21 protein-coding genes are annotated in these 24,761 nt (G+C 67.0%); 11 read left to right on the top strand and 10 right to left on the bottom strand.

Translation table 11 applies throughout. The features are described from left to right. Positions 1-81: 81 nt before the first annotated feature. Positions 82-576 (top strand): RDD family protein, encoded by a 495-nt coding sequence (locus ACFPU0_RS00575; RefSeq protein ID WP_377690849.1) that lies wholly within the window; start codon positions 82-84, stop codon positions 574-576. Positions 577-763: 187 nt separating this feature from the next. Here ACFPU0_RS00575 and lptG read toward each other — a convergent pair whose 3' ends face one another. Together lptG and lptF are read right to left on the bottom strand one after the other, a co-directional pair. Beyond that, a complete protein-coding gene (lptG, locus tag ACFPU0_RS00570) occupies positions 764-1,825 on the bottom strand; it encodes an LPS export ABC transporter permease LptG (RefSeq protein WP_377690848.1) in 1,062 nt (353 codons plus the stop codon). Further along, the gene (gene lptF / locus ACFPU0_RS00565) at positions 1,818-2,939 is read right to left on the bottom strand and encodes an LPS export ABC transporter permease LptF (RefSeq protein WP_377690847.1); all 1,122 of its coding nucleotides are present in this window, start codon (positions 2,937-2,939) and stop codon (positions 1,818-1,820) included. The genes lptG and lptF overlap by 8 nt, the downstream gene beginning before the upstream one ends. Positions 2,940-3,082: 143 nt before the next feature. On the opposite strand from lptF, the gene ACFPU0_RS00560 reads away from it, so the two are divergent. From ACFPU0_RS00560 to rlmF, 8 genes are all read left to right on the top strand, one after another. Continuing rightward, positions 3,083-4,570 (top strand): leucyl aminopeptidase, encoded by a 1,488-nt coding sequence (locus tag ACFPU0_RS00560; protein ID WP_377690846.1) that lies wholly within the window; start codon positions 3,083-3,085, stop codon positions 4,568-4,570. Then, positions 4,567-4,983 carry a DNA polymerase III subunit chi gene (locus ACFPU0_RS00555; protein ID WP_377690845.1) on the top strand — a complete coding sequence of 139 codons (417 nt, stop codon included), beginning with the start codon at positions 4,567-4,569 and terminating at the stop codon, positions 4,981-4,983. Before ACFPU0_RS00560 ends, ACFPU0_RS00555 begins: the two co-directional genes overlap by 4 nt. A 12-nt stretch (positions 4,984-4,995) precedes the next feature. After that, positions 4,996-5,433: a DNA polymerase III subunit chi gene (locus ACFPU0_RS00550; protein WP_377690844.1), complete on the top strand. Its 438-nt coding sequence runs from the start codon at positions 4,996-4,998 to the stop codon at positions 5,431-5,433. Between the two features lie 124 nt (positions 5,434-5,557). After that, positions 5,558-8,407: a valine--tRNA ligase gene (locus ACFPU0_RS00545; protein ID WP_377690843.1), complete on the top strand. Its 2,850-nt coding sequence runs from the start codon at positions 5,558-5,560 to the stop codon at positions 8,405-8,407. A gap of 102 nt (positions 8,408-8,509) precedes the next feature. Next, positions 8,510-8,806, top strand: a complete 297-nt coding sequence (locus ACFPU0_RS00540) for a winged helix-turn-helix domain-containing protein (protein ID WP_377690842.1) — start codon at positions 8,510-8,512, stop codon at positions 8,804-8,806. 41 nt (positions 8,807-8,847) lie between these two features. Further along, entirely contained in the window at positions 8,848-10,674 is a 1,827-nt protein-coding gene (locus tag ACFPU0_RS00535) for an SLC13 family permease (protein WP_377690841.1), read from the top strand. A 112-nt stretch (positions 10,675-10,786) separates the two neighbouring features. Then, a complete protein-coding gene (locus tag ACFPU0_RS00530; RefSeq protein WP_377690840.1) occupies positions 10,787-11,347 on the top strand; it encodes a TVP38/TMEM64 family protein in 561 nt (186 codons plus the stop codon). A gap of 123 nt (positions 11,348-11,470) precedes the next feature. Further along, a complete protein-coding gene (rlmF, locus tag ACFPU0_RS00525) occupies positions 11,471-12,463 on the top strand; it encodes a 23S rRNA (adenine(1618)-N(6))-methyltransferase RlmF (RefSeq protein WP_377690892.1) in 993 nt (330 codons plus the stop codon). Between the two features lie 150 nt (positions 12,464-12,613). Here the strand turns inward: rlmF and ACFPU0_RS00520 are convergent, their stop codons facing one another. Together ACFPU0_RS00520 and sbcD are read right to left on the bottom strand one after the other, a co-directional pair. Next, positions 12,614-16,039: an AAA family ATPase gene (locus ACFPU0_RS00520; protein WP_377690839.1), complete on the bottom strand. Its 3,426-nt coding sequence runs from the start codon at positions 16,037-16,039 to the stop codon at positions 12,614-12,616. Continuing rightward, positions 16,036-17,256: an exonuclease subunit SbcD gene (sbcD, locus tag ACFPU0_RS00515; RefSeq protein WP_377690838.1), complete on the bottom strand. Its 1,221-nt coding sequence runs from the start codon at positions 17,254-17,256 to the stop codon at positions 16,036-16,038. The genes ACFPU0_RS00520 and sbcD overlap by 4 nt, the downstream gene beginning before the upstream one ends. A gap of 111 nt (positions 17,257-17,367) precedes the next feature. Here sbcD and ACFPU0_RS00510 point away from each other — a divergent pair, with 111 nt between their 5' ends. After that, on the top strand, positions 17,368-18,702 hold the full coding sequence (locus ACFPU0_RS00510; protein WP_377690837.1) for a TAXI family TRAP transporter solute-binding subunit: 1,335 nt from the start codon (positions 17,368-17,370) through the stop codon (positions 18,700-18,702). Positions 18,703-18,764: 62 nt separating this feature from the next. After that, positions 18,765-19,772 (top strand): nucleoid-associated protein YejK, encoded by a 1,008-nt coding sequence (gene yejK / locus ACFPU0_RS00505; RefSeq protein WP_377690891.1) that lies wholly within the window; start codon positions 18,765-18,767, stop codon positions 19,770-19,772. Positions 19,773-19,953: 181 nt separating this feature from the next. Here yejK and ACFPU0_RS00500 read toward each other — a convergent pair whose 3' ends face one another. The 6 genes from ACFPU0_RS00500 to ACFPU0_RS00475 all read right to left on the bottom strand — a co-directional run bounded on the left by ACFPU0_RS00500 (position 19,954) and on the right by ACFPU0_RS00475 (position 24,682). Beyond that, positions 19,954-20,889, bottom strand: coding sequence for a glutathione S-transferase family protein (locus tag ACFPU0_RS00500; protein WP_377690836.1), 936 nt, complete (start codon positions 20,887-20,889; stop codon positions 19,954-19,956). A gap of 36 nt (positions 20,890-20,925) precedes the next feature. Then, the gene (locus ACFPU0_RS00495) at positions 20,926-21,240 is read right to left on the bottom strand and encodes a GIY-YIG nuclease family protein (protein ID WP_377690835.1); all 315 of its coding nucleotides are present in this window, start codon (positions 21,238-21,240) and stop codon (positions 20,926-20,928) included. A 44-nt stretch (positions 21,241-21,284) separates the two neighbouring features. Continuing rightward, entirely contained in the window at positions 21,285-21,770 is a 486-nt protein-coding gene (locus tag ACFPU0_RS00490; protein WP_377690834.1) for a nuclear transport factor 2 family protein, read from the bottom strand. A 108-nt stretch (positions 21,771-21,878) separates the two neighbouring features. Next, positions 21,879-22,511, bottom strand: coding sequence for a helix-turn-helix transcriptional regulator (locus ACFPU0_RS00485; protein ID WP_377690833.1), 633 nt, complete (start codon positions 22,509-22,511; stop codon positions 21,879-21,881). Positions 22,512-22,590: 79 nt separating this feature from the next. Then, complete coding sequence (locus ACFPU0_RS00480) at positions 22,591-23,715, bottom strand: NAD(P)/FAD-dependent oxidoreductase (RefSeq protein ID WP_377690832.1); 1,125 nt, start codon at positions 23,713-23,715, stop codon at positions 22,591-22,593. Between the two features lie 10 nt (positions 23,716-23,725). Then, positions 23,726-24,682 carry an ornithine cyclodeaminase family protein gene (locus ACFPU0_RS00475; protein ID WP_377690831.1) on the bottom strand — a complete coding sequence of 319 codons (957 nt, stop codon included), beginning with the start codon at positions 24,680-24,682 and terminating at the stop codon, positions 23,726-23,728. Positions 24,683-24,761: the final 79 nt, after the last annotated feature.

Below are 24,761 nucleotides of genomic sequence, written 5' to 3'. Positions count from 1 at the left end.
CTGATGGAGACATCAGGGGCTTTTTTGTGCCCGCTGATCGGCTGCTAGAATGGCGCGCCCTCAATACACCAAGAGCCCGCAATGCCGAAACACCAGCTGCGCCCCCAGGGCGACTTTCCCACCGCCGGGCTGATTCGCCGCTTCGCGGCGATCTTCTATGACTTTCTGCTCTGCGTAGCACTGATCCTGGTTGTAGGTTTTGCCTACCAATCAATACGCATCCTGATTCACGGGGAAGCCCAGATGAGGCAACTGGCCGAAGCTGGCGGGCTTTCTGGCGACCCCCTGCTCGCCACACTTGTTGTCTTCGCCCTGTTCGGCTTCTTCGCCAAGTTCTGGACCCACAACGGCCAGACCCTCGGCATGCAGGTCTGGGGCATCCGCGTGCAGAACAAGGACGGCTCGGCCATCAGCCTGTGGCAGGCGCTGCTGCGCTTCGTGATCGCCGTCGGCTCCTGGCTGACCCTGGGCCTCGGTTTCTTCTGGTGCCTGTGGGACAAGGAGAAGCGCACCTGGCACGACATCTATTCCGAGAGCCGGGTAGTGCACCTGCCCAAGGGCGCGCACAAGAAATAGGCTGAAGGCTGAACGAGTCCAGCCCCGCACTCGGCCCAGTTCGTAGGATGGGTTGAGGTACGAAACCCATGCGGACCATGGCTGATGGGTTTCGCGAACTCGCAGAACGCCGCCCTCCCCATCCCATGGCCACGCCGGGCTTTTCGTTCAGCCTCCAGCCTTCAGCGCCCTTGTCGGCTCTTCCGCCCTATCCCGCCCGCCTCAGCAACCAGAGACCGGCCAGGGCACAGATGCCCGCCGGCACCAGCACGGCGAACAGCGGCGAGAAGCCGAACACCAGGCTCGACGGCCCGAGCAGGTCCTGGCTGATGCGCACCACGAAGCCGATCACCACGCCGGTGAATACACGCTGACCGAGGGTCACCGAGCGCAGTGGGCCGAAAATGAAGGAAATCGCCATCAGCACCAGCGCCGCGGTTACCAGCGGCTGCAACACCTTGGTCCAGAACGCCAGCCAGTAGCGGCCATTGTTCAGGCCCTGCTCGGCCAGGTAATGGGTGTAGCGCCAGAGACCGGTGATGGAGAGCGCCTCCGGCTCCATCACCACGGTGCCCAGCAGCTGCGGATTGAGCTCGACATCCCAGCGCTCGCTGGCGCTGCCCACCACTTCGGTGTGATCACCACGGAAGTGGGTGGTGGCCACGTCCTCCAGCTGCCAGTGATCGCCCTGGTACAGTGCGCGCCTGGCGAAACTGGAAGACTGCATGTGACGCTCGCCATCGAAGCGGTAGCGGGTCACGCCATAGAGCACGCCATTGGGTTGCACGGAGTTGATGTGCACGAACTCCTCGCCCTGGCGGTGCCACAGGCCACGCTTGGAACTCTGCGCATCCCCGCCGCCCTGGGCCAGGGAACGGTTGGCCTGGGCGAGGTTCTCGCTCCAGGGGGCTGCGTATTCGCCAATCAGCACGCCCACCACCATCAGCACCAGCATGGGCTTCATCACCGCCCAGACGATGCGACCGACCGAAACACCGGCGGCGCGCATCACCGTCAACTCGCTGCTGCTGGCCAGGGTACCGAGACCGATCAGGCTACCGATCAACGCCGCCATGGGCAGCATGTCGTAGACCCGTCGCGGCAGGGTGAGGAAGACGTACCAGGCCGCAGCGAGAACATCGTAGTCGCCGCCGAGGTCGCCCAGTTCATCGATGAAGGCGAACAACGCCGCCAGGCTGACGATGATCCCCAGCACCGCGAGGATGCCGAAGAACACACTGGTGCCGATATAACGATCCAACCTAACCATGGGCCACCTCACGGGCATCACGACGAGCCGCCCACTTCAGGCGCAGAGGCTCCCAGTACAACAACAGCAGGCCGACCGCGAGGAACAGGCCGTGTACCCACCACAGGCCCAGCCACATGGGAATCCGTCCCTTGTCCAGCTGGCCGCGGGCCGCGATCAGCAGGGCCAGGTAGGCCATGTACAGCAGGATCGCCGGCAGCAGCTTGAGGAAGCGGCCCTGGCGCGGATTGACCCTGGCCAGGGGTACCGCCAGCAGGGTGACCACGAACACCAGCAGCGGGATGGACAGGCGCCACTGCAGCTCCGCCTGGTAGCGCGGGTCAGGGCTGCCGATCAGCGCGGAGGTGGGCACCGCCTCGCGCTCGCCGATTTCGGACACGATTTCCGGCTTGGGCAGCAACACGCCATAGGTCTCGTACTGGATGATGCGATAGTCGGCCTTGCCGGGGTTGCCGTCGTAGCGGTAGCCGTTCTGCAGGATCAGGTAACGGCTGCCGTCGGGCTGGATCTCCTGGCGGCCTTTCTCCGCCACCAGCACGCCGATGCCACGGTCCTTGCCATCCTGGCGCGAGACCCGCTTCTCGGAGATGAACACGCCACCCAGCTCCCCGCGATCACCGGACAGCGTCTCGGTGTAGGTCACCCGGCCACCGCCCTTGAGCGCCTGGAAGCGGCCGGGCACCAGGGTATCGAGCTCGGTCAGGGCGTCCTGCTCGTTGAGGATGCGCGCCACCTGGCCCACGCCCTGGGGCGCCAGGCCGAGGCTCAGCCAGGCCACCAGCAGGGCCACCAGCAGGGCCGGAGCCAGGCTGTAGGCCATCAGGCGCTGCTGGCTCATGCCGGTGGCGGTGAGCACGGTCATTTCGCTTTCGAGATAGAGCCGCCCATAGGCCAGCAGGAAACCGAGGAACAGCCCGAGGGGCAGGATCAGCTGGAGGAAGCCGGGGATCCGGAAGCCCATGATCATGAACAGCACGCCCGGGTCCAGGGCGCCTTGCGCGGCCTGGGCCAGGTACTTGATGAATCGGCCGCTCATGATGATCACCAGCAGCACGGCACTGACCGCGCTGAGGGTGATCAGGACCTCGCGGGAGAGATAACGGAAGACAATCAAAACCAGACACTCCAGGGTTGTCAGGCTCGGGCGGCTACGCTCAAACTAGCCGCTTTATGGCCGGCCCGCCGTTCTGACGGGCCACTGAAAAAATAGCCGGCATTATCCTGCAATCCCGGCTCTTTGTCTTGGGGACACATGTCATGGAATTCCTCGTCAAAAGCGCCCGCCTGGAAACCCTGAAAACCGCCACGCTGGTGGTTGCAGTCGGCGAAGGGCGCAAGCTCGGCGATGCCGCCAAGGCCATCGACGCCGCCGCCGGCGGCGCCATCAGCGCCCTGCTCAAGCGCGGCGACCTGGCCGGCAAGGTGGGCCAGACGCTGCTCCTGCACAGCCTCCCCAACCTCAAGGCCGAGCGCGTGCTGCTGGTGGGCAGCGGCAAGACGCACGAGCTCTCTGACCGTCAATTCCGCAAAATGATCGCCGCCGTGAGCGGCGTGCTGAGAGGCCTCGGTGGCAGCGACGCCACCCTGGCCCTGGGCGAGCTGCAGGTCAAGGGCCGTGACGCCTATGGCAAGGCCCGCCTGATGGTGGAGACCCTGGCCGACGGCGCCTATGCCTTCGACCGTTTCAAGAGCGAGAAGGCCGATCCCCGCGCGCTGAAGAAGATCACCCTGCTGACCGAGAAGGCCACCCTGGCCGAGGTGGAGCGTGGCAGCCTGCACGCACAGGCCATCGCCACCGGCATGGCCTTCACCCGCGACCTCGGCAACCTGCCGCCGAACCTCTGCCACCCCAGCTTCATCGCCGAAGAAGCCAAGGCCCTGGCCAAGGCGCACAAGAACCTCAAGGTCGAGGTGCTGGACGAGAAGAAGCTCAAGGAACTGGGCGCCGGTGCGTTCCTCGCCGTGGCCCAGGGCAGCGATCAGCCCCCGCGGATGATCGTGCTCAACTACCAGGGCGGCAAGAAGGAAGACAAACCCTTCGCCCTGGTGGGCAAGGGCATCACCTTCGACACCGGTGGCATCAGCATCAAGCCGGCCGCCGGCATGGACGAGATGAAATACGACATGTGCGGCGCCGCCAGCGTGCTGGGAACCTTCCGCGCGGTACTGGAGCTGCAGCTGCCGATCAACCTGGTGGGCCTCCTGGCCTGTGCCGAGAACATGCCCAGCGGTGGCGCCACCCGTCCGGGTGACATAGTCACCACCCTGAGCGGCCAGACCGTGGAAATCCTCAACACCGACGCCGAAGGCCGCCTGGTGCTGTGCGACACCCTGACCTACGCCGAACGCTTCAAGCCCCAGGCGGTGATCGACATCGCCACCCTCACCGGTGCCTGCATCGTCGCCCTGGGCAGCAACACCTCGGGCCTGATGGGCAACAACGAGGCCCTGGTGAAGCAGATCCTCAAGGCCGGCGAGTACGCCGACGACCGTGCCTGGCAGCTGCCGCTGTTCGACGAATACCAGGAACAACTGGACAGCCCCTTCGCCGACATCGCCAACATCGGCGGGCCCAAGGCCGGCACCATCACCGCCGGCTGCTTCCTGTCGCGCTTCGCCAAGAAGTTCCACTGGGCGCACCTGGACATCGCCGGCACCGCCTGGGTCAGCGGCGGCAAGGACAAGGGCGCCACCGGCCGTCCGGTGCCCCTGCTCACCCAGTTCCTGCTGGATCGCGCCAAGTGAGGATAGAGTTCTACGTGCTCTCCTCGGCCAACCCGGCGGACCGCCTGCGCGCGGCCTGCCAGTTGGCCGCCAAGGGCTGGCGGCACGGGCTGCCGGTCCTGTTGCGCTGCAGCGACGCCGCCCAGCGCGACGAACTGGATCAACTGCTATGGCGCTTCCGCGCCGAAAGCTTCATCCCCCACAGCCTGATCGAGGATGACGCCCAGGCACCGGTGCTGCTGGCTCTGGATGAGGCACCGCCCATGCAACAGGGCTTGCTGATCAACCTCGCCTCGAGCATTTCCCCCCATGTCGACCGCTTCAGCCGGGTCATCGAGATCGTCAACCAGGAGCCTGCCCTGCTTGCCGCCTGCCGGGAGAATTTCCGCACCTACCGGCAACGGGGCTATGATCCGAAACGAGTCGAACTCTAGCCGTATTGCCCCATGGATACCCCCAAGCTTCCCCCCAAGCCGGCTCACCTGCTGGATGACCTCGAATCCATCCGCGCCCTGCTCGACGACGAGCCCAGCGCCAACGAACCGCCGCTGCTCACCGACAGCCTGGACGCTGACGACATCCCCCTGCTTTCGGAGATAGTCGCGGCCCCCGCGGCCGAGCCGCTGCCGGCTGCGCAATCGCCGGTCCTGACCGAGCCGGTCACGCCCGCGCCGGCGCCCGGCCAACCCATGGCCGAGGCCATCGGCCAGCGCCTGGCTTCCAGCGCGAGCCCCGATCTGGCGCACCTGGACAATGAACTGCGCGCCGCCGCGCAACTGATCCTGCAGGACGTGATCGACGACTTCGTGCCGCAGATCGAGGCCGAACTCAAGCGCCGCCTCGAAGCCCGCCTGACCCGGCTGCTGCCGCCGCGCCGGCAATAGTGCCAGGCACCGCGCCCGGCGCCGGCTGGGCGCAGCGTAGCGCGCGCCAATTCTTTCGCCGGCCGGTTGCCGTTATACTCCCCCGTTTTCCCGTTCAGTCGCCTTCTAGGGTCCCCGCCGAACCATGGACAAGACCTACCAGCCCCACGCCATCGAGACTTCCTGGTACCAGACCTGGGAGAAGAACAACTACTTCGCCCCGCAAGGTTCCGGCGAGCCCTACACCATCATGATCCCGCCGCCGAACGTGACCGGCAGCCTGCACATGGGCCACGGCTTCAACAACGCCATCATGGACGCGCTGATCCGCTTCCGCCGCATGCAGGGCCGCAACACCCTGTGGCAGCCGGGCACCGACCACGCCGGCATCGCCACCCAGATGGTGGTGGAGCGCCAGCTGGCCGCCCAGGGCATCAGCCGCCACGACCTCGGCCGCGAGAAGTTCCTCGACAAGGTCTGGGAGTGGAAGGAGCAGTCCGGCGGCACCATCACCCGCCAGATCCGCCGCCTGGGTTCGTCCGTGGACTGGACCCGCGAGCGCTTCACCATGGACGACGGCCTGTCCGAAGCGGTCAAGGAAGCCTTCGTGCGCCTGCATGAAGATGGCCTGATCTACCGCGGCAAGCGCCTGGTCAACTGGGACACCAAGTTCCACACCGCCATCTCCGACCTCGAAGTGGAGAACCACGACGAGAAGGGCAGCCTGTGGAACCTGCGCTACCCCCTGGCCGACGGCCACAAGACCGCCGACGGCAAGGACTACCTGATAGTCGCCACCACCCGCCCGGAAACCATGCTGGGTGACAGCGCCGTCGCCGTGCACCCCGAGGACGAGCGCTACAAGAACCTGATCGGCACCTTCGTCGAGCTGCCCCTGGTGGGCCGCCGCATCCCGATCATCGCCGACGAGTACTGCGATCCCGAGTTCGGCACCGGCTGCGTGAAGATCACCCCGGCCCACGACTTCAACGACTACGAAGTCGGCAAGCGCCACAACCTGCCGCTGATCAACATCTTCGACAAGAACGCCGCCGTGCTGGCCCACGCCCACGTGTTCAACCTGGACGGCGAGGTCAATCACGAAGTCGACGCCAGCCTGCCGGCCGAATACGCCGGCCTCGACCGTTTCGACGCGCGCAAGCGCATTGTCGAAGCCTTCGACGCCCTGGGCCTGCTGGAGAAGATTGAGGACCACGCGCTGAAAGTGCCCAGGGGCGATCGTTCCGGCACCGTCATCGAGCCCTGGCTGACCGACCAGTGGTACGTTTCCACCAAGCCCCTGGCCGAGCAGGCCATCGCCGCCGTGGAAGACGGCCGTATCCAGTTCGTGCCCAAGCAGTACGAGAACATGTACTTCTCCTGGATGCGTGACATCCAGGACTGGTGCATCAGCCGCCAGCTCTGGTGGGGCCACCGCATCCCGGCCTGGTACGACGAAGAAGGCAACGTCTACGTCGGCCGCAATGAAGCCGAAGTGCGCGCCAGGCACAACCTGGGCGATATCGCCCTGGAGCAGGACGAGGACGTGCTGGACACCTGGTTCAGCTCCGGCCTGTGGACCTTCTCCACCCTGGGCTGGCCGGAACAGACCGAGTTCCTCAAGACCTTCCACCCCACCGACGTGCTGGTCACCGGCTTCGACATCATCTTCTTCTGGGTCGCCCGCATGATCATGCTGACCATGCACCTGGTGAAGAACGAGGACGGCACCCCGCAGGTGCCGTTCAAGACCGTCTACGTCCACGGCCTGGTGCGCGACTCCCAGGGCCACAAGATGTCCAAGTCCAAGGGCAACGTGCTGGACCCGCTGGACATCGTCGACGGCATCGACCTGGACACCCTGCTGGAAAAACGCACCAGCGGCATGATGCAGCCCAAGCTGGCCGAGAAGATCGCCAAGCAGACCAGGGCGGAATTCCCCGAAGGCATCAACAGCTACGGCACCGACGCCCTGCGCTTCACCTTCTGCTCGCTGGCCTCCACCGGCCGCGACGTGAAGTTCGACATGGGCCGCGTCGAGGGCTACCGCAACTTCTGCAACAAGCTGTGGAACGCTGCCAACTTCGTCATCGAGAACACCGATGGCCAGGATACCGGCATCAACGACGAGCCGGTGGAGCTGTCCTCCGTGGACCGCTGGATCATCTCCGCGCTGCAGCGCACCGAGGCCGAAGTGACCCGTCACCTCGACGCCTTCCGCTTCGACCTGGCCGCCCAGACCCTCTACGAGTTCATCTGGGACCAGTACTGCGCCTGGTACCTGGAACTGGTCAAGCCGGTGCTCTGGGACGAGAACGCCCCGATCGAGCGCCAGCGCGGCACCCGCCGCACTCTGATCCGCGTGCTGGAAGTGGCCCTGCGCCTGGCGCACCCCTTCATGCCGTTCATCACCGAGGAAATCTGGCAACGCATCAAGGCCCAGGCCGGCAAGACCGGCGACACCCTGATGCTGCAACCCTGGCCGGTGGCCAATGAAGCCCGCATCGATGCCGCCGCCGAAGGCGATATCGAGTGGGTCAAGGCGCTGATGCTCGGCGTGCGGCAGATCCGCGGCGAGATGAACATCTCCATGGCCAAGCGCATCGACCTGCTGCTGGCCAACGCCAGCGACGAGGACCGCCGCCGCCTGGCCGACAACGAGCCGCTGCTGAAGAAACTGGCCAAGCTGGAAACCATCCGCGTCCTGGCCGCGGGCGAAGAAGCACCGATGTCCGCCACCGCCCTGGTGGGTGACATGCAGGTGCTGGTGCCCATGGCCGGCCTGATCGACAAGGACGCCGAACTGGCCCGTCTGGACAAGGAAATCCAGCGCCTGGACGGCGAGGTGAAGCGCGTCGGCGGCAAGCTCGCCAACGAAGGCTTCGTTGCCAAGGCCCCGGCCGAGGTGATCGACAAGGAGCACGCCAAGCTGGCCGAAGCCGAACAGGCCCTGGCCAACCTGACCGAACAGCGCGGGCGCATCGCCAGCCTGTAACACCCTCAAGGCCCGCCAATGCGGGCCTTGTGCTTTGTGCCATCGGGTAGGGTGGAAATCGCGAAGCGATTTCCACCTGCGCCCCTCACGCAAGGACCGCCCATGGAACCCAGCAAAACCAAGACCAGCTTCTACCGCCGCCTCTACGTCGCCTGGCTGATCGACAGCGGCGCGGCCACCAGCGTCCCGGCGATCATGGACGCCACCGGCATGCCCCGGCGCACCGCCCAGGACACCTTGGCGGCCCTGGCCGAACTGGATATCGACTGCCATTTCGAGCAGCAGGCCGGCGAGCGCAACAATGCCGGCCACTACGTCATCCGCGACTGGGGCGCCATCGACAAGCGCTGGATCGCCGCTAACCTGCATCAGATCAAGGCCGTGCTGGGCTACCCCTGACAGACTGCCGCTCCCCGTCAAGGAACCACCGGGAGTCCTGCTTGAACCACCAATTGCTATGGGTCCTGGCCCTGCTGCTGGCCGCCGTCACCCTGTTCGTCCTCAACAAGCCGCGCATGGACGTGGTGGCCCTGCTGGTGCTGGTCGCCCTGCCCCTCATCGGCGTGCTCGACATCCAGCAGACCCTGGCCGGTTTCAGCGACCCCAGCGTGGTGCTGATCGCCGCGCTCTTCGTCATCGGCGACGGCCTGGTGCGCACCGGCATCGCCTATCGCCTCGGCGACTGGCTGGTGGCCCGCGCCGGCAGCAGCGAAACCCGTCTGCTGGTGCTGCTGATGCTGGCCGCCGCCGGCCTGGGCTCGGTGATGAGCTCCACCGGGGTGGTCGCCATCTTCATTCCCGTCGCCCTGGGCGTGGCCGCGCGGCTGAAGATCGCCCCGGCTCGGCTGATGATGCCGCTGGCCTTCGCCGGACTGATCAGCGGCATGCTCACCCTGGTCGCCACCGCCCCCAACCTGGTGGTCCACAGCGAACTGCGCCGTGCCGGCCTGGAGGGCTTCGGCTTCTTCAGCCTGACTCCGGTGGGCCTCGCCGTGCTGGCCCTGGGTGTCGTCTACATGCTGCTGACCCGGCACTGGCTGACGCCGAGAAACAACGACGAAACTGCCGCCTCGCGCCTGACCCTCGCCGACCTGGCCACGGCCTATGCACTCAACGAACGGGAACGACGCCTCAAGGTACGCGCCGACTCGCCCCTGGTGCGCCAGGCCCTCAACGAGCTGGAATTGCGCAAGCAGTACGGCATCAACGTGATAGCGGTGGAGCGCCAGCAGCGCTTCCGCACCCTGCTGCTGATGGCCACCGGCAACACCCTGCTGGAGCCCGGCGACGTGCTGCTGGTGGATCTGGCCAGCCCGGCCATCGGCCTGCTCGGCGCCTACCAGGAGCTGGGCCTGGAACCCCTGCCGCTGCCGGCTTCCTACTACAGCCTGCACGCCCACCAGCTGGGGCTGGCCGAGGTGGCCCTGCCGCCGGAGTCCAAGCTGCCTGGCAAGACCATCCAGGAACTGGGCTTCCGCACCCGGCACAAGCTCAATGTGGTGGGCCTGCGCCGCAATGGCGAGGCGCTGGAGGGGGTACTGGTGGATGAGAAGCTCAAGGCCTCCGACATGCTGCTGGTGGCCGGCGAGTGGAAGTGCATCCACCAGCTGCAGGGCCAGGGCCGCGACTTCCTGGTGCTCAGCCTGCCCGCCGAAGTGGACGAAGTGGCGCCCACCGCACGCAAGGCGCCCTACGCCCTGCTCAGCCTGGCGGTGATGATCATCCTCATGGTCAGCGGCCTGGTGCCCAACGTCATGGCCGCGCTGATCGGCTGCCTGCTGATGGGAGCCTTCCGCTGCATCGACCTGGACAGTGCCTACCGCTCCATCCACTGGCCCACCCTGATCCTTATCGTCGGCATGCTGCCCTTCGCCCAGGCCCTGCAGCAGACCGGCGGCATCGACCTGGCGGTGCAGGGGCTGGTGGCCCTGCTAGGCAATGCCGGCCCCTACGCCATGCTTGCCAGCCTGTTCATCGTCACGGCGCTGATCGGCCTGTTCATCTCCAACACCGCCACCGCCGTGCTCATGGCTCCGGTGGCCATCGCCACGGCGCAGCAACTGGGCATGTCGCCCTACCCCTTCGCGATGATCGTCGCCCTGGCGGCCTCGGCGGCCTTCATGACGCCCATTTCTTCGCCTGTGAACACCCTGGTGCTGGGCCCCGGCCAATACCGCTTCGGCGACTTCGTGAAAGTGGGCGTGCCCTTCACCATTCTGGTAATGATCGTCAGCGTACTGCTGGTGCCGCTGGTGTTCCCGCTCTGAACAAAGACATTCACGCAGGGTGCACTGCGCGCACCATCGCTCTTGCCCGGTGCGCACGGCGCACCCTACCCCATTGGGCTTCAATGTAAGGGACAGCGTCGGAGCCTTTACCATGCGCAAGTACCGCCGCCTTCTGCTGGTGGCCCTGTTCCTCGGCCTGCTGCTGGCGGCGTTCCAGCTCAGCGGACTGCGCGAGGACATGAGCCTGGAGTACCTGCGCGACACCCTGCTGGCCCACAAGGGCTGGGGCCTGGCGTTGTTCGCCCTGCTGTTCGCCCTGGGCAACCTGATCCAGATTCCCGGCTGGATCTTCCTCGCCGCCGCGGTACTGGCCCTGGGACGCGCCTGGGGCGGGCTGGCCACCTACCTGGCGGCGACTTTCTCCTGCTGCTGCACCTTCGTGCTGATCCGCCTGCTCGGCGGCAACGCCCTGCGCGAACTGGACAACCGCCTGGCCAGGCGGATCATCGCCCACCTCGACGAACGCCCGGTGCTGGTGATCACCCTGCTGCGGGTGCTGTTCCAGACGGTGCCCGCGCTGAACTATGCGTTGAGCCTCAGCGGCGTGCGTTTTCGCCACTACCTGGCCGGTACCCTGCTGGGCCTGCCGCTGCCCATCGCGGTCTATTGCCTGTTCTTCGACTACCTGGGCCGCATCCTGCACCTTTCGTAGATTGGGCGTTGGGCTTCGCTGCGCTCTGACCAGCGTGGCCCGCACCAACCTACGAAACCTGCCCACACCAATCGCCCGGGCTGTGGGAAAATGCCGCGCTTTCACCTGTCGACGCCCGCCACCATGCCGCAACCGCCCAAGCGCCCCCGTCCCGCTCCTGCCAAGGCCGCTCCTCCCGCCAAGGGCCAGCTGCACCCGCGCAACCGCCACCAGGGCCGCTATGACTTTCCCCGGCTGATCCAGGGCAGCCCGGAGCTGGCGCGCTTCGTCATCACCAATCCCTACGGCAAGGAAAGCATCGACTTCGCCGATCCGGAGGCGGTGAAGGTGTTCAACCGCGCCCTGCTGCGGCAGTTCTACGGCATCCGCCACTGGGACATCCCCGCCGGCTATCTCTGCCCGCCCATCCCGGGCCGCGCCGACTACCTGCACGGCCTGGCCGACCTGCTGGCCGCGGACAATGGCGGACAGATACCCCGCGGCATGGGCATCCAGGCGCTGGATGTGGGCGTCGGCGCCAACTGCATCTACCCGCTGATCGGCCACAGCGAATACGGCTGGCACTTCACCGGCGCCGATATCGACGGCACGGCGCTGGGCTCGGCCCGGGCCATCGTCCAGTCCAACCAGCTGGGTGGCGCCATCGAACTACGCCAGCAGCCCGAGCCGAAACACATCTTCAAGGGCCTGATCGCGCCGGGCGAGCGCTTCGACGTCACCCTGTGCAATCCGCCGTTCCACAGCTCCCTGGAGGAAGCCACCCATGGCAGCCGACGCAAGTGGAAGAATCTCGGCAAGCTCGACCCGAAACGCAAGCTGCCGGTGCTGAACTTCGGCGGCCAGGGCGCCGAGCTCTGGTGCGAAGGTGGCGAGGCCGGCTTCCTGCAGCGCATGGTGGATGAGAGCCTGCAGTTCAAGGAGCAGGTGCTCTGGTTCAGCAGCCTGGTGTCCAAGGGCGGCAACCTGCCCGGCATGGAAGCCCGCCTGCGCCGCAGTGGCGCCGTGGAAATGCAGATCGTGGAAATGGCCCAGGGCCAGAAGCAGAGCCGCTTCGTGGCCTGGACCTTCCTTGACGCCGGCCAGCGCGAGGCCTGGCGCAAGGCGCGCTGGCTGTAGGGGCGAATTCATTCGCCATAACTCGGCCATGCCCTCTCCCCCAGCCCCTCTCCCGGAGGGAGAGGGGAGCAAGCAGGCCGTGCCCGTTGAACCGTCGTGCTTTTCCTGTGGGGGCGAATTCATTCGCCAAGGGCAGAGAAGCTGCCCCGATCAGCCCACCGCGAAGCAGGCATCCAGCCGGCTGTAGCCCATGCCCACGCCCTTGTGCACCTTGAGCTGCACCGGGATGCGCTCCTTCAGCGCCTCCACATGGCTGATCACGCCGATCATCTTGCCGCTGGCGTTCAGTGCATCCAGGGCGTCGAGGGCGACTTCCAGGGTTTCGCCGTCCAGGGTGCCGAAGCCTTCGTCGAGGAACAGCGAGTCGATGCTGGTCTTGTGGCTGACCAGGTCGGACAGCGCCAGGGCCAGGGCCAGGCTGACCAGGAAGCTCTCGCCGCCGGAGAGGGTCTTGCAGTCGCGGACGACATCGCCCTGCCAGGTGTCCACCACTTCCAGTTCGAGTTCTCCCCCCTGGCGTCGGGCCAGCTGATAGCGGCCGTGCAGGCGCTGCAGCTGCAGGTTGGCCAGGTGCACCAGGTGGTCCAGGGTCAGGCCCTGGGCGAACTTGCGGTACTTGGCGCCATCGGCCGAACCCACCAGGCCGTTGAGACGCTGCCAGAGATCGCACTCGGCCTCCTGGCGGGCGATTTCGGCGAACAGTGCCTGCTGGTTCTGCCGGCGCTGTTCATCGCCGAGGAGCTGGGCGCGGATCTCGCCCTGGCGCTGGCTGAGTTCGCGCATCCGCTCGCCCAGCGCCTGCCACTCCGCCTCCAGTCGTTCGCTGTCCAGCTCGCTGCGAGGCTCGGCCTGGAGGCGTTCCACCTGGGCGCGGGCATCGGCCAGCAGGGCTTCGGCATTCCCCCGCTCTCGATTCAGGCGCTGCTGCAGGTCCTGCAGGGCTGCACGCTCGGCCGGCTCCAGCAGGGCGGCGCGGAAGGCTTCCTCGTCGGCGAAGGGACTGGCCGCCAGCCCCTGGCGCCAGGCATCCAGATGCAGGTGCAATTGATGCCGCGCTTCCTGCACCCGCTGGTCCTGGTTACGTTCGCTGCCCTTGAGCTGGTTGAGCCGCTGCTGGGCGGCGTCCAGCTCGGCCTGAATCGCGGCCAGCGCGGCCTGAGGGTCCGGCACCGGCGCCAGAGGCGCCTGCCCGGTGTGGCCGGACGCCTGCCAGCGCCCCTGCCAGAGGCGCGCCTGGTCGTGGGCCACGCCCAGGGCATGCTGCAGGTCGCGCAACTGGCCCTCAAGCTGCTGGCTGATGCTCTGGTCAAGCTGCCACTGTTGCCATTCGGCTTCGCGCTCGGCCAGCCAGCGGGGGCCCGCTTCCGGAAGGACATAACCGAGTTGTGCCAGGCTGGCGCCCAGTTGCTCACGGGCCTCCCGCTGCTGGCTGGTCAGTTGCTCCAGGCGCCGCGCGTTGGCTTGCTCCTGCTGGCCCAGGCCGCCCTGGTCCTTTTCCAGCAGGGCGAGCTGGCTGCCACTTTCGTGCAGCGCCTTGTCCCGCTGCTGGCGCAGCTCGCGGGCGGCGGCAAGGTCCGCCTTGAGCCCATCCAGTTGCGCCAGCCGCTGCTGCAGCGCCTGCAGCCGTTCGGCCTGGCCCTGCAGTTCGGCCTGCAGGGCAGCAAGGTCCGCCAGTTGCAGGTCCAGGGCCTGGCACAGCTGGCGCCAGCGCTCGACGCACTCGCGCTGCTCGGCCTCACAGCCCTGCAGGGTGTCGTTGAGCTGATTGGCCTGTGCCTCCAGGGTGGCGAGGCGGCTGCTCACGGTCTCGCCCTGCTGGCGCACCTCGTCCTGGGCCGCCTTGCATGCCTGCAAGGCCTGCTGGGTGGCCGACAGGTTGAGCGCCTGGTATTCGGCGATCGCCGGGTGCTCGTGGGAGCCACACAGGGGGCAGGCTTCCCCCGGCTGCAGCGCGGCACGGTAGGCCTCCAGTTGCTGGATGCGCTGTTCCTGTTCGAGGAGCTTTTCCTTGTCGGCGATCTGCTGCTTGAGCTCGCTGAAACGCCGGCGCAGGGCGTCACGCTGCTCCGCCAGTGCCGTCTGCTCAGCCAGTAGCGGCTGCAGCTGCTCGCGGGCGCGCGTCTGCCGCTCGGCCAGCTGCCGGCGCTGCTGGGACAGCTGCTCCAGGCGCTCCAGCTGACGGCCACGCTCCAGCAGTTGCTGCCACTGCTCGCGCAGGGCGGCGTCGTCCTGCCCGGCCAGCAGCTCATCGAGCCGCGCCTGGGCCGTGGCCTCGCCTTGCACGGCCTGGCCCTGGGCAGCCCGGGCGCTCTCCAGGGCGGCACGGGCCTGGCCAAGGCGCTCCGCCAGTTCGGCGGACTGCCGCTGCAGTTCGGCCTGCGCACCTTGCAGGGCGGCCAGTTCGTCCTGGCGCCGGGCCAGGGCGCCGAACTCGGCGCGCCAGGCCCCCAGGTGCTCGCCCAATCGGGCCCGCTGGGGTTGTTCGGCCAGGCGCCTCTGCAAGGCTTCACGCTCGGCCCGGAGGCCGTCGAAGGTTTTCTGGCGGGCCTGGACCCACTCCTCGCCGCGCTGGGCGCCCTGCCAGAGCAACTCGAGGATACGTTCGGCGAGGGTCTGCAGGTCGTGGCGGGTGACCCGCAGGTCGCTCTCGCCCTGGTTCATCTGCTGCTGCGCCCGCTGCCATTCGCGGTGCAGGGGCAGCAACTGGCTGGCGGGTTCACTGGCGGCCAGGCGGGCGAGCTGCGGCCGCGCCTGCTCCAGGGCCTGGTGCGCGGCCTCGCCCTGCTGTTCGGCAAGCTGCTGGCGGGCCAGCGCCTTGTCCAGCTCGTCCCGCCACTGGCGCTGGCGTTGCAGGTCGGCCTGGCGGCTCTGCAGCTGCTGTTCTTCGCCGGCCAGGGTGGCGGCTTCCTCCTGCAGGGCGGCACGGGCCTCGTCACTCAGCAGCTCCACGCCCTCGGCGCGGGCGCGCAGCTGGTCCAGCCCGATCTTCACCTCGCGCGTGCGCTCGAACACCCGCTGGGAGATACGTCCGTAGATCTCCGTACCGGTGAGTTCTTCCAGCAGTTCGGCGCGCTGGTTGGCGTTGGCCTCGAGGAAGGCGGCGAAACCGCCCTGGGCCAGCAGCATGGATTTGGTGAAACGCTCGAAATCCAGGCCGGTCAGGCTTTCGGTGAGCCTGAGCTTGTCGTTGATCTTGTCGGTGAGGATTTCCCCGTCCAGCACCCGCGCCAGTTCGACCCTGGGCGGCTGCAGGCCGCCGTCGGCCTTGTCGCGGGCGCGGCGCTGGCTCCAGAAGGCGCGGTAGGCCACGCCCTTGACCTCGAACTCCACCTCGGCCAGGCAGTCGGCGGTGTGCCGGGTCATCAGCTCGTTGATGCTGGCGGACACCGTGCCCATGCGCGGCGTGCGGTGGTAGAGGGCGAGGCAGATGGCGTCCAGCAGGGTGGTCTTGCCGGCACCGGTGGGGCCGGTGATGGCGAACAGGCCGTTGCCGGCGAAGGGTTCACCGGTGAAGTCGATCTTCCACTCGCCCTTCAGCGAGTTGAGGTTCTTCAGGCGCAGGCTGAGGATCTTCATGCCTGGTCCTCCCGCAGTTCGACCAGTACTTCGCGGTGCAGCCCCAGCAGGCCGGCGCGCAGGGGTTCGTCCAGCTCCTCGCTTTCCAGGCGCTTGTCGAAGACCTCCTCCGGGTTCAGCTCATCGAGGGTTTCCCGTGCTTCGCGCTGCAGGCCGGCCGTGGCATTGCCGCGCTCGCGACGGATGCGCAGCACTTCCACCGGCAGGCCTTCGCAGAGGCTCGCCAGGCGCGCCTGCAGGTCGCTGAGATAGTCGTCGGCGCTGATCAGCACCTCCAGCCACACCGGACGCTCCGGCGTACCCTCGCGGGCCACTTCGGCAATCTGCGCAGGCAGGTCCGCCAGGCTGCCGCGCAGGGAGTGCAAGGCCTGGAAGCGCGGCACCGGCAAGGCTTCCACCTTGTGCAGGCCGATGCTGTCCAGCTCCACCAGCAGCACTTCCTTCTGCTGCCGTGCCTCGTCGAAGGACAACGCAATGGGCGAGCCGCAGTAGCGGATGTGTTCCAGGCCGCCGACCTTCTGCGGCCTGTGGATATGTCCCAGGGCAATGTAGTCCGCCGCCGGGAAGGCATTGGTGGGGAAGGCCTCCAGGGCACCAACGTAGATTTCCCGCACCGACTCGCTGGCACTGGCGCCCACCGTGGCCAGATGGCCGGTGGCGACGATGGGCAGCCCGCCGCCCAGTTCCGCGCGGCGCTGTTCGGCCAGGGCGAAGAGCTGCTGGTAGTGGTCCTGGATGGCCTGTTGCAGGGACAGCTGCTTGTCCGTCGCGCTCTGCCCCGCCTGGCTCTGCAGCACATCCCGCGGACGGATGAAGGGAATGGCGCAGAGGATGGCGCCCGGCTCGCCGCTGCGGCGCCGGAGCACCAGCACCTGCTCTGCCAGGTCGGTGCCCACCGCCGGAATCACGCGGGTGTCCAGCTGGGCCAGCAGGGTACGGCTTTCGCCGAGCATGGCCACCGAATCATGGTTGCCGCCCAGTACCACCAGGCTGGCGCCGGTATCACGCAGTTCGACGATGAACTGGTTGTACTGCTCGCGGGCGTAGCTGGGCGGCGCGCCGGTGTCGAACACATCCCCGGCGATCAGCAGCGCATCCACCGCTCGCTCGCGCACCTGCTCGATCAGCCAGCGGCAGAAGGCCTGGTGCTCGGCCTGGCGGGTCTTGCCCATGAAGTGCTGGCCCAGGTGCCAGTCGGAGGTATGGAGGATGCGCATCGGAAACCACTGTGGCGGAACGGAAATGCCGGCAACCCTGTCATTTCCTTGAAGGCCTGGCAACCGCCGAACCGCTATCCTTCCCAGCATCCGCTGCAGACAAGGACCGACATGCAACGCATTTTCCGTGACATCAAGATCATGCTCCTGGCCAACCTCTGGCTGATTCCGGTGCTGGCCGCGCTGGTGGGCGCCCTCTTCTACTTCGTCGCGCCGCCGCCGCCCATGCATGCAAGGCTGGCCACCGGCGGTCCTGCAGGTGGCTACCACGCCTTCGGCGAGAAACTGAAGGAAGAACTGGCCAAGCAGGGCTTCGAACTGGAACTGGTGCGCAGCGCCGGCTCCCTGGACAACCTGGCCAAGCTGCAGAACGGCGAGGTGGAAATCGCCCTGGTGCAGAGCGGCCAGGAACTCACCCTGAGCGAGAAGCAGCGCAAGCATCTGTTCGGGCTCGGGGTGATGTACCAGGAGCCGATCTGGCTGTTCAAACGCAAGGAGCTGGAGATCGACAGCATGGCCGACCTGCTGCAGCTGCGGGTGGCCATCGGCGCGCCGAACAGCGGCACGCGCGCGGTCAGCGAGGCGATCCTCGAAGCCAACCGGATCACCGCGGAGCGCTATGCGCCCCAGTGGCAGGCCATCAGCGGCAGCCCCGCAGCCAGTGCCCTGCTCGCCGGCGAGCTGGACGCCGGCTTCTTCCTCGGCCCGGCGGAGAATGCCGTGGTGCAACGCCTGGCCGCCAGCGCCGAACTGGACCTGGTCAGCCTGCGCCGCAGCGCCGCCTACCGAGCGCGCCTGCCGTACCTGGCCAAGCTGGAGGTCGGCGAGGGGCTGCTCAACCTGGCCAGCAACAGCCCTTCGCAGGACATCCGCACCCTGGCGCCGGTGGCCACCCTGGTGGCCAGCGACGGCTTCCACCCTTCCCTCACCCCGCTGATCCTCGAAGCCGCCCGCGAGGTGATGAAGAACGGCACCCTGCTCGATCCGCCCGGCGCCTATCCCGCCGCCAAGCCGCAAACCCTGCAGACGCTGGACGAGGCCGACTATTTCTACGAGAAGGGCCTGCCGATCCTGCAGCGCTATCTGCCCTTCCGCATCGCCTCCCTGGCCGACCGCTACATCATCCTGCTGATTCCGCTGGTGGTAATCATGATCCCGCTGTCCAAGGCGGTCGGCCCCATTTACCGCTGGCGCATCCGCGCACGCATCTACCGCTGGTACAAGCACCTGCGCGAAATCGACCGCAAGCTGGACGCCGGGACCCCGCCGAAGCAGCTGGCGGCCGAGATCGAACACCTGGAGCAGCTCGAACAGCGGCTGGCCAAGGTGGAGGTGCCGCTGTCCTACTCCAACGAGCTGTACGACCTGCACCTGCACCTGCGCTATGTGATCGGGCGCCTGCAGGCCGTGCAGAGTCGACAGGCAGGCGAGGAACAGGTCGGGTAAACTGGCGCCCTTTTCCTGCCGGCGCGCCCGCGCGCCGGATGCGCCCATGAGAGCCAATGCCCATGCCCATCCGCCACTGCATCGTCCACCTCATCGACAAGAAGCCCGACGGCAGCGCCGCCGTGCTGCATGCCCGGGATAGCGTACTGGGCGAGTCCCAGGCCATGGAAAACCTGCTGGCCGACCTCAACGAGAGTTACAACGCCAAGCAGGGCAAGGGCTGGGGCTTCTTCCACGAAGAATCCGGTGCCTACCCTTTCAGCGGCTGGCTGAAGGAGTACCAGGAGGGCGCCCGCGACTTCACCGCCTTCAGCCGTCAGGCCGTCGAGCACCTGCAGAAGCTGATGGAGGAATCCAACCTGTCCACCGGCGGCCATGTGCTCTTCGCCCACTACCAGCAGGGCATGACCGACTACCTGGCCATCGCCCTGCTGCACCACAGCGAAGGCGTGACCGTGACCGATGCCCTGGAAGTGGCACCGGCCAAGCATCTGGACCTGGGCCAACTGCACCTCGCGGCCCGCATCAACCTGTCCGAATGGAAGAACAACCAGCAGTCGAAGCAGTACATCTCCTTCATCAAGGGCAAGAACGGCAAGAAGGTCTCGGACTACTTCCGCGACTTCATCGGCTGCCAGGAAGGCGTCGACCCGCCGAGCGAGACCCGCACCCTGCTCAAGGCGTTCAGCGACTTCGTGGAAAGCGAGGACCTGGCCGAAGAACAGGCCCGCGAGAAGACCAGGACCCTGGTGGACTACGCCAACACCCAGGCCAAGCTGGGCGAGCCGATCACCCTCGACGAGCTCTCCGGGCTGATCGACGAAGACCGCCCGCGCGCCTTCTACGAGCACATCCGCAACAAGGACTACGGCCTGTCCCCGGAGATCCCGCCGGACAAGCGCACCCTCAGCCAGTTCCAGCGCTTCACCGGCCGCGCCGAGGGCCTGTCCATCAGCTTCGAAGCCCACCTGCTGGGTTCCAAGGTCGAGTACGACGAAGGCCGCGACATGCTGATCATCCGCCAGCTGCCGACCCAGCTGAAGGATCAGCTGAAACGGCGCAAGGACTGAAGACGACCAGGCCCGGCTAATGCCGGGCCTGGTATTTCTGTTCGGTAGGAATTCCGTTAGGGCACGAACCTGTGGGGGCGAATTCATTCGCTATGGGCTGCGCAGCAGCCCCGATCGGTCCCGATGGCAGCCCTTCGGCCTGCTTAGCGAATGAATTCGCCCCCACAAGAAGAGCGCATTCTTAGATTGCCTCGATGCGGAACCCCAGCCGCGGGAAGTGCACATGCACCAGGCCGGCACGCTCGTCCTCGCGGCGCAGGATGATCTCCTCAAGGCCGGCGAACACCAGCTCGCCTTCCACCGGATCGACGCCATAGTCGGTCGCCGCCACCAGCACCTTCTGACCGGGGGCGAAGCCGTTGGGATCGATGAAGTCCTCGCTGGGCAATGCCGCGGGGCTGGCATTGCGGGCGATTTCCAACGCCTCGGTGGCGGACAGCGGACTGAACGAACCCTCGCCGAACCCCAGCACCCGTCCCAGCCAGGCCGCCACTTCCGGGTAGTCGTCCACCAGCGGCGCGGTCACCGGGGTGGCCTTGAGGAACCAGAGGCAGTGGGCCAGGGAAAAGTCGGCCACCGAGGGCTCGCCGAAGAGGAAGTCCGCTTCGCTGCGCTCCAGTTGTTGCTGCAGGCGCCCCATCAGCACCGGCCAGTTGTTGCGGGCCTGTTCCAGCGGCAGGCGGCAAGCGCTGCCGCCGGAGAACAGCCTGGCACGGTCGGCGAGAAAGGCCTGCTGCGCGGCGGGCGGCAGCTGCCCCATGCGCACGGCGATGGATTCGGGCTGGAATACCAGGGTCACGGCGTGCTGGAAGATCACCGAGTCCACCCACTGGGCGAAGCTGGCGACATTGAATTCCTGGCCTTCCGGGAAGAGTGCCGGGCCGGCCTTTTCCGCTTCCAGGCGGCGGGCGATCAGCGCGGTGTCGCAATAGATGTCGGCGCCCACCTGCAACACCGGGGTCTTGCGATAGCCGCCGGTCAGCGCCATCAGGTCGGGCTTGGGCATGATCCGCGGGATTTCCACCGAACGCCACGACAGCTGCTTGTAGCCGAGCATCAACCGCGCCTTCTTGGCGAAGGGCGAGGCATCGTAGTGGTGCAGGATGAGTTCGGACATGGCAGGGCTCCGCTGCGGTTGGGATGAGCCCGCAGCTTAGCCTGCCACTTCGACGAGGCCTATCCTTCCGGTGCGCTCCCAGGCTTGTATCAACGCCTCTTTGGCCGCCTTCTTCATGCGCTTGATGGCGATCTCCCGGCGCAGGGCCTCCCCCTTGTCGGCGCAGCCCTCCATGAAAACCAGCGCCTGGGCCGGGCTGGAATGGAAGAAACGCGCGCCCTTGCCACTCCGGTGCTGGGCGAAGCGCCGCTGCGGGTCGTCGCTGATGCCGCAATAGAGCGCGCCGTTCTCGGCACGCACCAGATAGACGAACCAGGGCTTGGCAACGGGGACTTCGGGGTGTTCGGGCATGCTCGGGACCTCGGGGCGGCGCCGCGATTAGGCCCGTCTGCGCGTCAGGGCACAAGCCCCCGGGCACTTGACCGGTAAGCGGCCAGGCCCTGCGCGGCCTGCTTGCGAATGGCGTTCTGCACCGCCGGCAGCCAGCCCAGCAGCAGGCCTTTGGCGCCCAGGGCCTGCCGTGCCCAGCGCCAGAGATCGAAACTGTCGTGGTGCTCGATGATCTTGCCGTCGCAGAAGAGGAATCGCGCCTGGATACGGTTCTCCACCATGCGCCCGGTCTGGCTGAACAGGTAGGTGGCCACCCAGTTGGCGCGGCCGGTGAGGTCGTCGGCCTCGACACCGTCGAAGGTCAGGCGGAATTGCTGGGCGCGGCTGGCGAGCATGCGCCACATGTCGGCGGCCTCCTGGCCGTTGAGGTCGGGGAACACCGGATCGCTGAAGTGCACGTCGGCGCTGTAGCAGGACGCCATGGTTTCGGCATCCAGGCGCTGGAAGGCCTGGTAGAAGCGCGTGATGAGTTCGGCGTTGGGGTGGGCCATGGGCAGCTCCGGCTCAAGGGTCAGAGCGAAAGTATTGACCCGGTCGCGCCGGTTGCTCCAGCCCCATCGACGTGGCGAATGCATCCGCCTCCGCAACGATGCGCCAGGCTACACCGACTCTTCCTTCAGTTCCTTGAGGTGCTTGTAGACGGTGGCACGCCCCATGTTGAGGACGTTGGCCACGTAGTTGGCTGCGCTCTTGCCCTTGAAAGCGCCTTCGGCGTGCAGGGCCAGCACCAGTTCGCGCTTGTGCTCGCGGGTCAGCAGGTTGAGGCCCAGCTGGCGCTGGCGCAGCCAGTTGTGCAGGAAGGTATTGATGCGCTCCTGCCAGTCGTCGCGGAACAGGGCATCCGGCTGGGGGATCAGTTTGCTGGAGGAGAGGAACAGGTCGAGGGCAGCCTTGGCCGCCTCGAACATGGAGATGTTCAGGTTGATGCAAAGCACGGCCAGCGGGGCGCCCTGGGCATCGCGCAGCACGGTGCTCACGGAGCGGATCTTCTGGCCATCCCAGTTGAGCTTCTCGTAGGGGCCGATGTTCCGCTCGTCCGTCTCCTCGCTGAGCATGTCTTCCAGGGCCGCATCATCGCCGACGCAGCGCTTGGAGATGTTGTTGGCGATGTAGTCGATCTTTTGCGTGCGCAGATCGTGCAGCACCACCTCGGCATGGGGGAAGAACAGGGTGGCGATGGCGTCGGCGATGGCCCGGTAATTGTCCAGGGAAAGGTCTGGGCGGGGCGTCATGGTGCGGCTCCTGGAGCGGAAAGATCAGCGCCGGGCGCGGAGCCCGGCGCTGCGAGTGTGGCGCAAAGCGCCAGCTTCGTCACCCCAGCCGCGCGGGGGAAAGCATGGCTTCGGTCAGGCCGAAGCGGGCCAGGTGTTCCGGCAGCGATCTGCGCAGGATCAGGCAGGCACTGGCCTCGCCCATGGCCGCCGAAGTCTGGATGCCATAGCCGCCCTGCCCCGCCACCCAGTAGAAGCCCGGCATGCGCGGGTCGTAGCCGGAGACCAGGTCGCCATCGGGGAAGAAGGAACGCAGCCCGGCCCAGATGCGCACGGGACGACGGATGCGCAGGCTGGTGTGCTCTTCGATCTGGTAGATGCCCAGGGCGATGTCCAGCTCCTCGGGCTGCACGTCGTGCGGGTCCACCGGGTCGGCGTTGGCCGGCGAGCCCAGCAGCATGCCGGCGTCGGGTTTGAAGTAGAAGGATTCGTCCAGGCTCACCAGGGCCGGCCAGCGGTGGGCGTCCACGCCGTCCGGGGGCGCGAAGACGAAGGCGGCGCGGCGCTTGGGTTGCAGGCCCAGGGGTTGGACGCCGGCGAGGGTGGCCAGGCGATCGCACCAGGCGCCAGCGGCATTGACCAGGATCGGGGCCTGGAAGCTGCCCTGGCAGGTGTCCACCACCCACTGTTCACCTTCACGCCGCGCGGCGGTCACTTCACAGCCGAGCCGTACTTCGCCACCGTTGCGGCGAATGCCGCGAAGGTAGCCCTGGTGCAGGGCATCGGTATCGATATCGGCGGCACCGGGGTCGAGCATGGCGCCGTGCACCTTGTCGCGCAGCAGCACCGGCACCAGCGCGCAGGCCTGGTCGGCAGTGAGCATCTGCATGTCCGGCACGTTCTCCAGGGCGCTGTCGAACTGGCGCTGCAGTTCCGCGGGGTCGCCCGTGAAGTCGACCACCATTTCGCCCCGGGGGGTGAGCAAGGGGTGCTCGCTGAAGCCTTCCGGTGGCGCATCGAAGAAGGCGCGGCTGGCGGCGGTCAGGGCACGCACCTGCGGCGTGCCGTAGGCGACGGTGTAGAGCGCGGCGGAACGGCCGGTGGAGTGGTAACCGGCGTGTTCCTCGCGCTCCAGCACCAGCACACGGCCGTGACGGGACAGCCAGTAGCCGGTGGAGGCACCGGCGATACCGGCGCCGATGATGATGTAGTCGGCCTGATTCATTGGATTCACCTCACTGGCCTTCTTGCTGCAGGCGATAGAGGGCATTGGCCAGGGCCATGTCTTCCAGGCCGAGGCCGATTGAGCGGAAGAACACCGGGCGGCGGTAGTCCGGGCGCGCCGCCTTGCCGCTGAGCAGCTCCGGCAGGTCGCCAAGGATGGACTCGCGGCTCCAGCCGTGGCGCTCGGCAGCCAGCAGCATTTCACCCGCGGAACCCGGCGTGGTGGCGCGGTAGTCGCAATAGACATCCATTTCCGCCAGGGCTTGCGGCGGCACTTCGTGGGCACGCGGGGCGTTGGTGCTGATGGAGGTGACCAGGGCCGGCCTGCCAAGGCTGCGCGGGTCCAGCACCGGGCCGGCGGAGGACGTGCAGAGCATCACCACGTCGGCATCGGCCACGGCTGCCTCCAGGGTGGCACAGACTTCGACGCGCGGATCCTGGGCCCGCACCTGCGCCCGGGCCTCGGCGTTTCCAGCCAGGGCCGGCGAGAACAGGGCGATGCGCTGCCAGTCACGCAGCCCCTTCACGTAGTGCAGGTGGGCACGTGCCACCGGGCCGCTGCCGATGATCGCGAGGCGATGCGCCTGCGCAGGGGCCAGTACCTCCACTGCCACCGCCGTCGTGGCGGCGGTGCGGGCGGTGGTGAGCTCGCCGGCATCGCAGAGCAGCAGCGGCTGGCCGCTGTCCATGGACATCAGCAGGGTCCAGGCGGTGACCAGTGCGCCATCGGGCCTCTTGATATAAGGCGAGGTCTTGACCCCGTAGACCCCTTCCTTGGCCAGCACCCCCAGGTAGTTGATGAAATCGCCGGCGGCATTGGGGAACTCCACCAGCTGTTGGGCCGGCTGCACCGCCTCGCCTGCGGCGAGGTCGAGGAACATGCGGCGCATGGCCTGGTGCACATCCACCTGCTGGAGCAGGCGGTGGGCTTCGGCTTGCTGGAGGACGAGGGGCTGGGTGCTGGACATGGGACGCTCCCGGAGCTGGAAATAAACAATTTGTCCATATTGGACTTTTAAGTTTACACCAGCAAGAGGAAGGCGGACG

The organism is Pseudomonas sp. GCM10022186 (assembly GCF_042656385.1).
Classification (GTDB): domain Bacteria; phylum Pseudomonadota; class Gammaproteobacteria; order Pseudomonadales; family Pseudomonadaceae; genus Metapseudomonas.
The sequence above is the reverse complement of the archived record's forward strand: the minus strand, read 5'-3'. Positions and strand labels throughout refer to the sequence as shown.

Coding starts and splice junctions, on each gene's coding strand:
- ACFPU0_RS00575 (WP_377690849.1), top strand. CDS start 82: ATGCCGAAACACCAGCTGCGCCCCCAGGGCGACTTTCCCACCGCCGGG.
- lptG (WP_377690848.1), bottom strand. CDS start 1,825: ATGGTTAGGTTGGATCGTTATATCGGCACCAGTGTGTTCTTCGGCATC.
- ACFPU0_RS00560 (WP_377690846.1), top strand. CDS start 3,083: ATGGAATTCCTCGTCAAAAGCGCCCGCCTGGAAACCCTGAAAACCGCC.
- ACFPU0_RS00550 (WP_377690844.1), top strand. CDS start 4,996: ATGGATACCCCCAAGCTTCCCCCCAAGCCGGCTCACCTGCTGGATGAC.
- ACFPU0_RS00545 (WP_377690843.1), top strand. CDS start 5,558: ATGGACAAGACCTACCAGCCCCACGCCATCGAGACTTCCTGGTACCAG.
- ACFPU0_RS00540 (WP_377690842.1), top strand. CDS start 8,510: ATGGAACCCAGCAAAACCAAGACCAGCTTCTACCGCCGCCTCTACGTC.
- ACFPU0_RS00530 (WP_377690840.1), top strand. CDS start 10,787: ATGCGCAAGTACCGCCGCCTTCTGCTGGTGGCCCTGTTCCTCGGCCTG.
- rlmF (WP_377690892.1), top strand. CDS start 11,471: ATGCCGCAACCGCCCAAGCGCCCCCGTCCCGCTCCTGCCAAGGCCGCT.
- ACFPU0_RS00520 (WP_377690839.1), bottom strand. CDS start 16,039: ATGAAGATCCTCAGCCTGCGCCTGAAGAACCTCAACTCGCTGAAGGGC.
- sbcD (WP_377690838.1), bottom strand. CDS start 17,256: ATGCGCATCCTCCATACCTCCGACTGGCACCTGGGCCAGCACTTCATG.
- ACFPU0_RS00510 (WP_377690837.1), top strand. CDS start 17,368: ATGCAACGCATTTTCCGTGACATCAAGATCATGCTCCTGGCCAACCTC.
- yejK (WP_377690891.1), top strand. CDS start 18,765: ATGCCCATCCGCCACTGCATCGTCCACCTCATCGACAAGAAGCCCGAC.
- ACFPU0_RS00500 (WP_377690836.1), bottom strand. CDS start 20,889: ATGTCCGAACTCATCCTGCACCACTACGATGCCTCGCCCTTCGCCAAG.
- ACFPU0_RS00495 (WP_377690835.1), bottom strand. CDS start 21,240: ATGCCCGAACACCCCGAAGTCCCCGTTGCCAAGCCCTGGTTCGTCTAT.
- ACFPU0_RS00490 (WP_377690834.1), bottom strand. CDS start 21,770: ATGGCCCACCCCAACGCCGAACTCATCACGCGCTTCTACCAGGCCTTC.
- ACFPU0_RS00485 (WP_377690833.1), bottom strand. CDS start 22,511: ATGACGCCCCGCCCAGACCTTTCCCTGGACAATTACCGGGCCATCGCC.
- ACFPU0_RS00480 (WP_377690832.1), bottom strand. CDS start 23,715: ATGAATCAGGCCGACTACATCATCATCGGCGCCGGTATCGCCGGTGCC.
- ACFPU0_RS00475 (WP_377690831.1), bottom strand. CDS start 24,682: ATGTCCAGCACCCAGCCCCTCGTCCTCCAGCAAGCCGAAGCCCACCGC.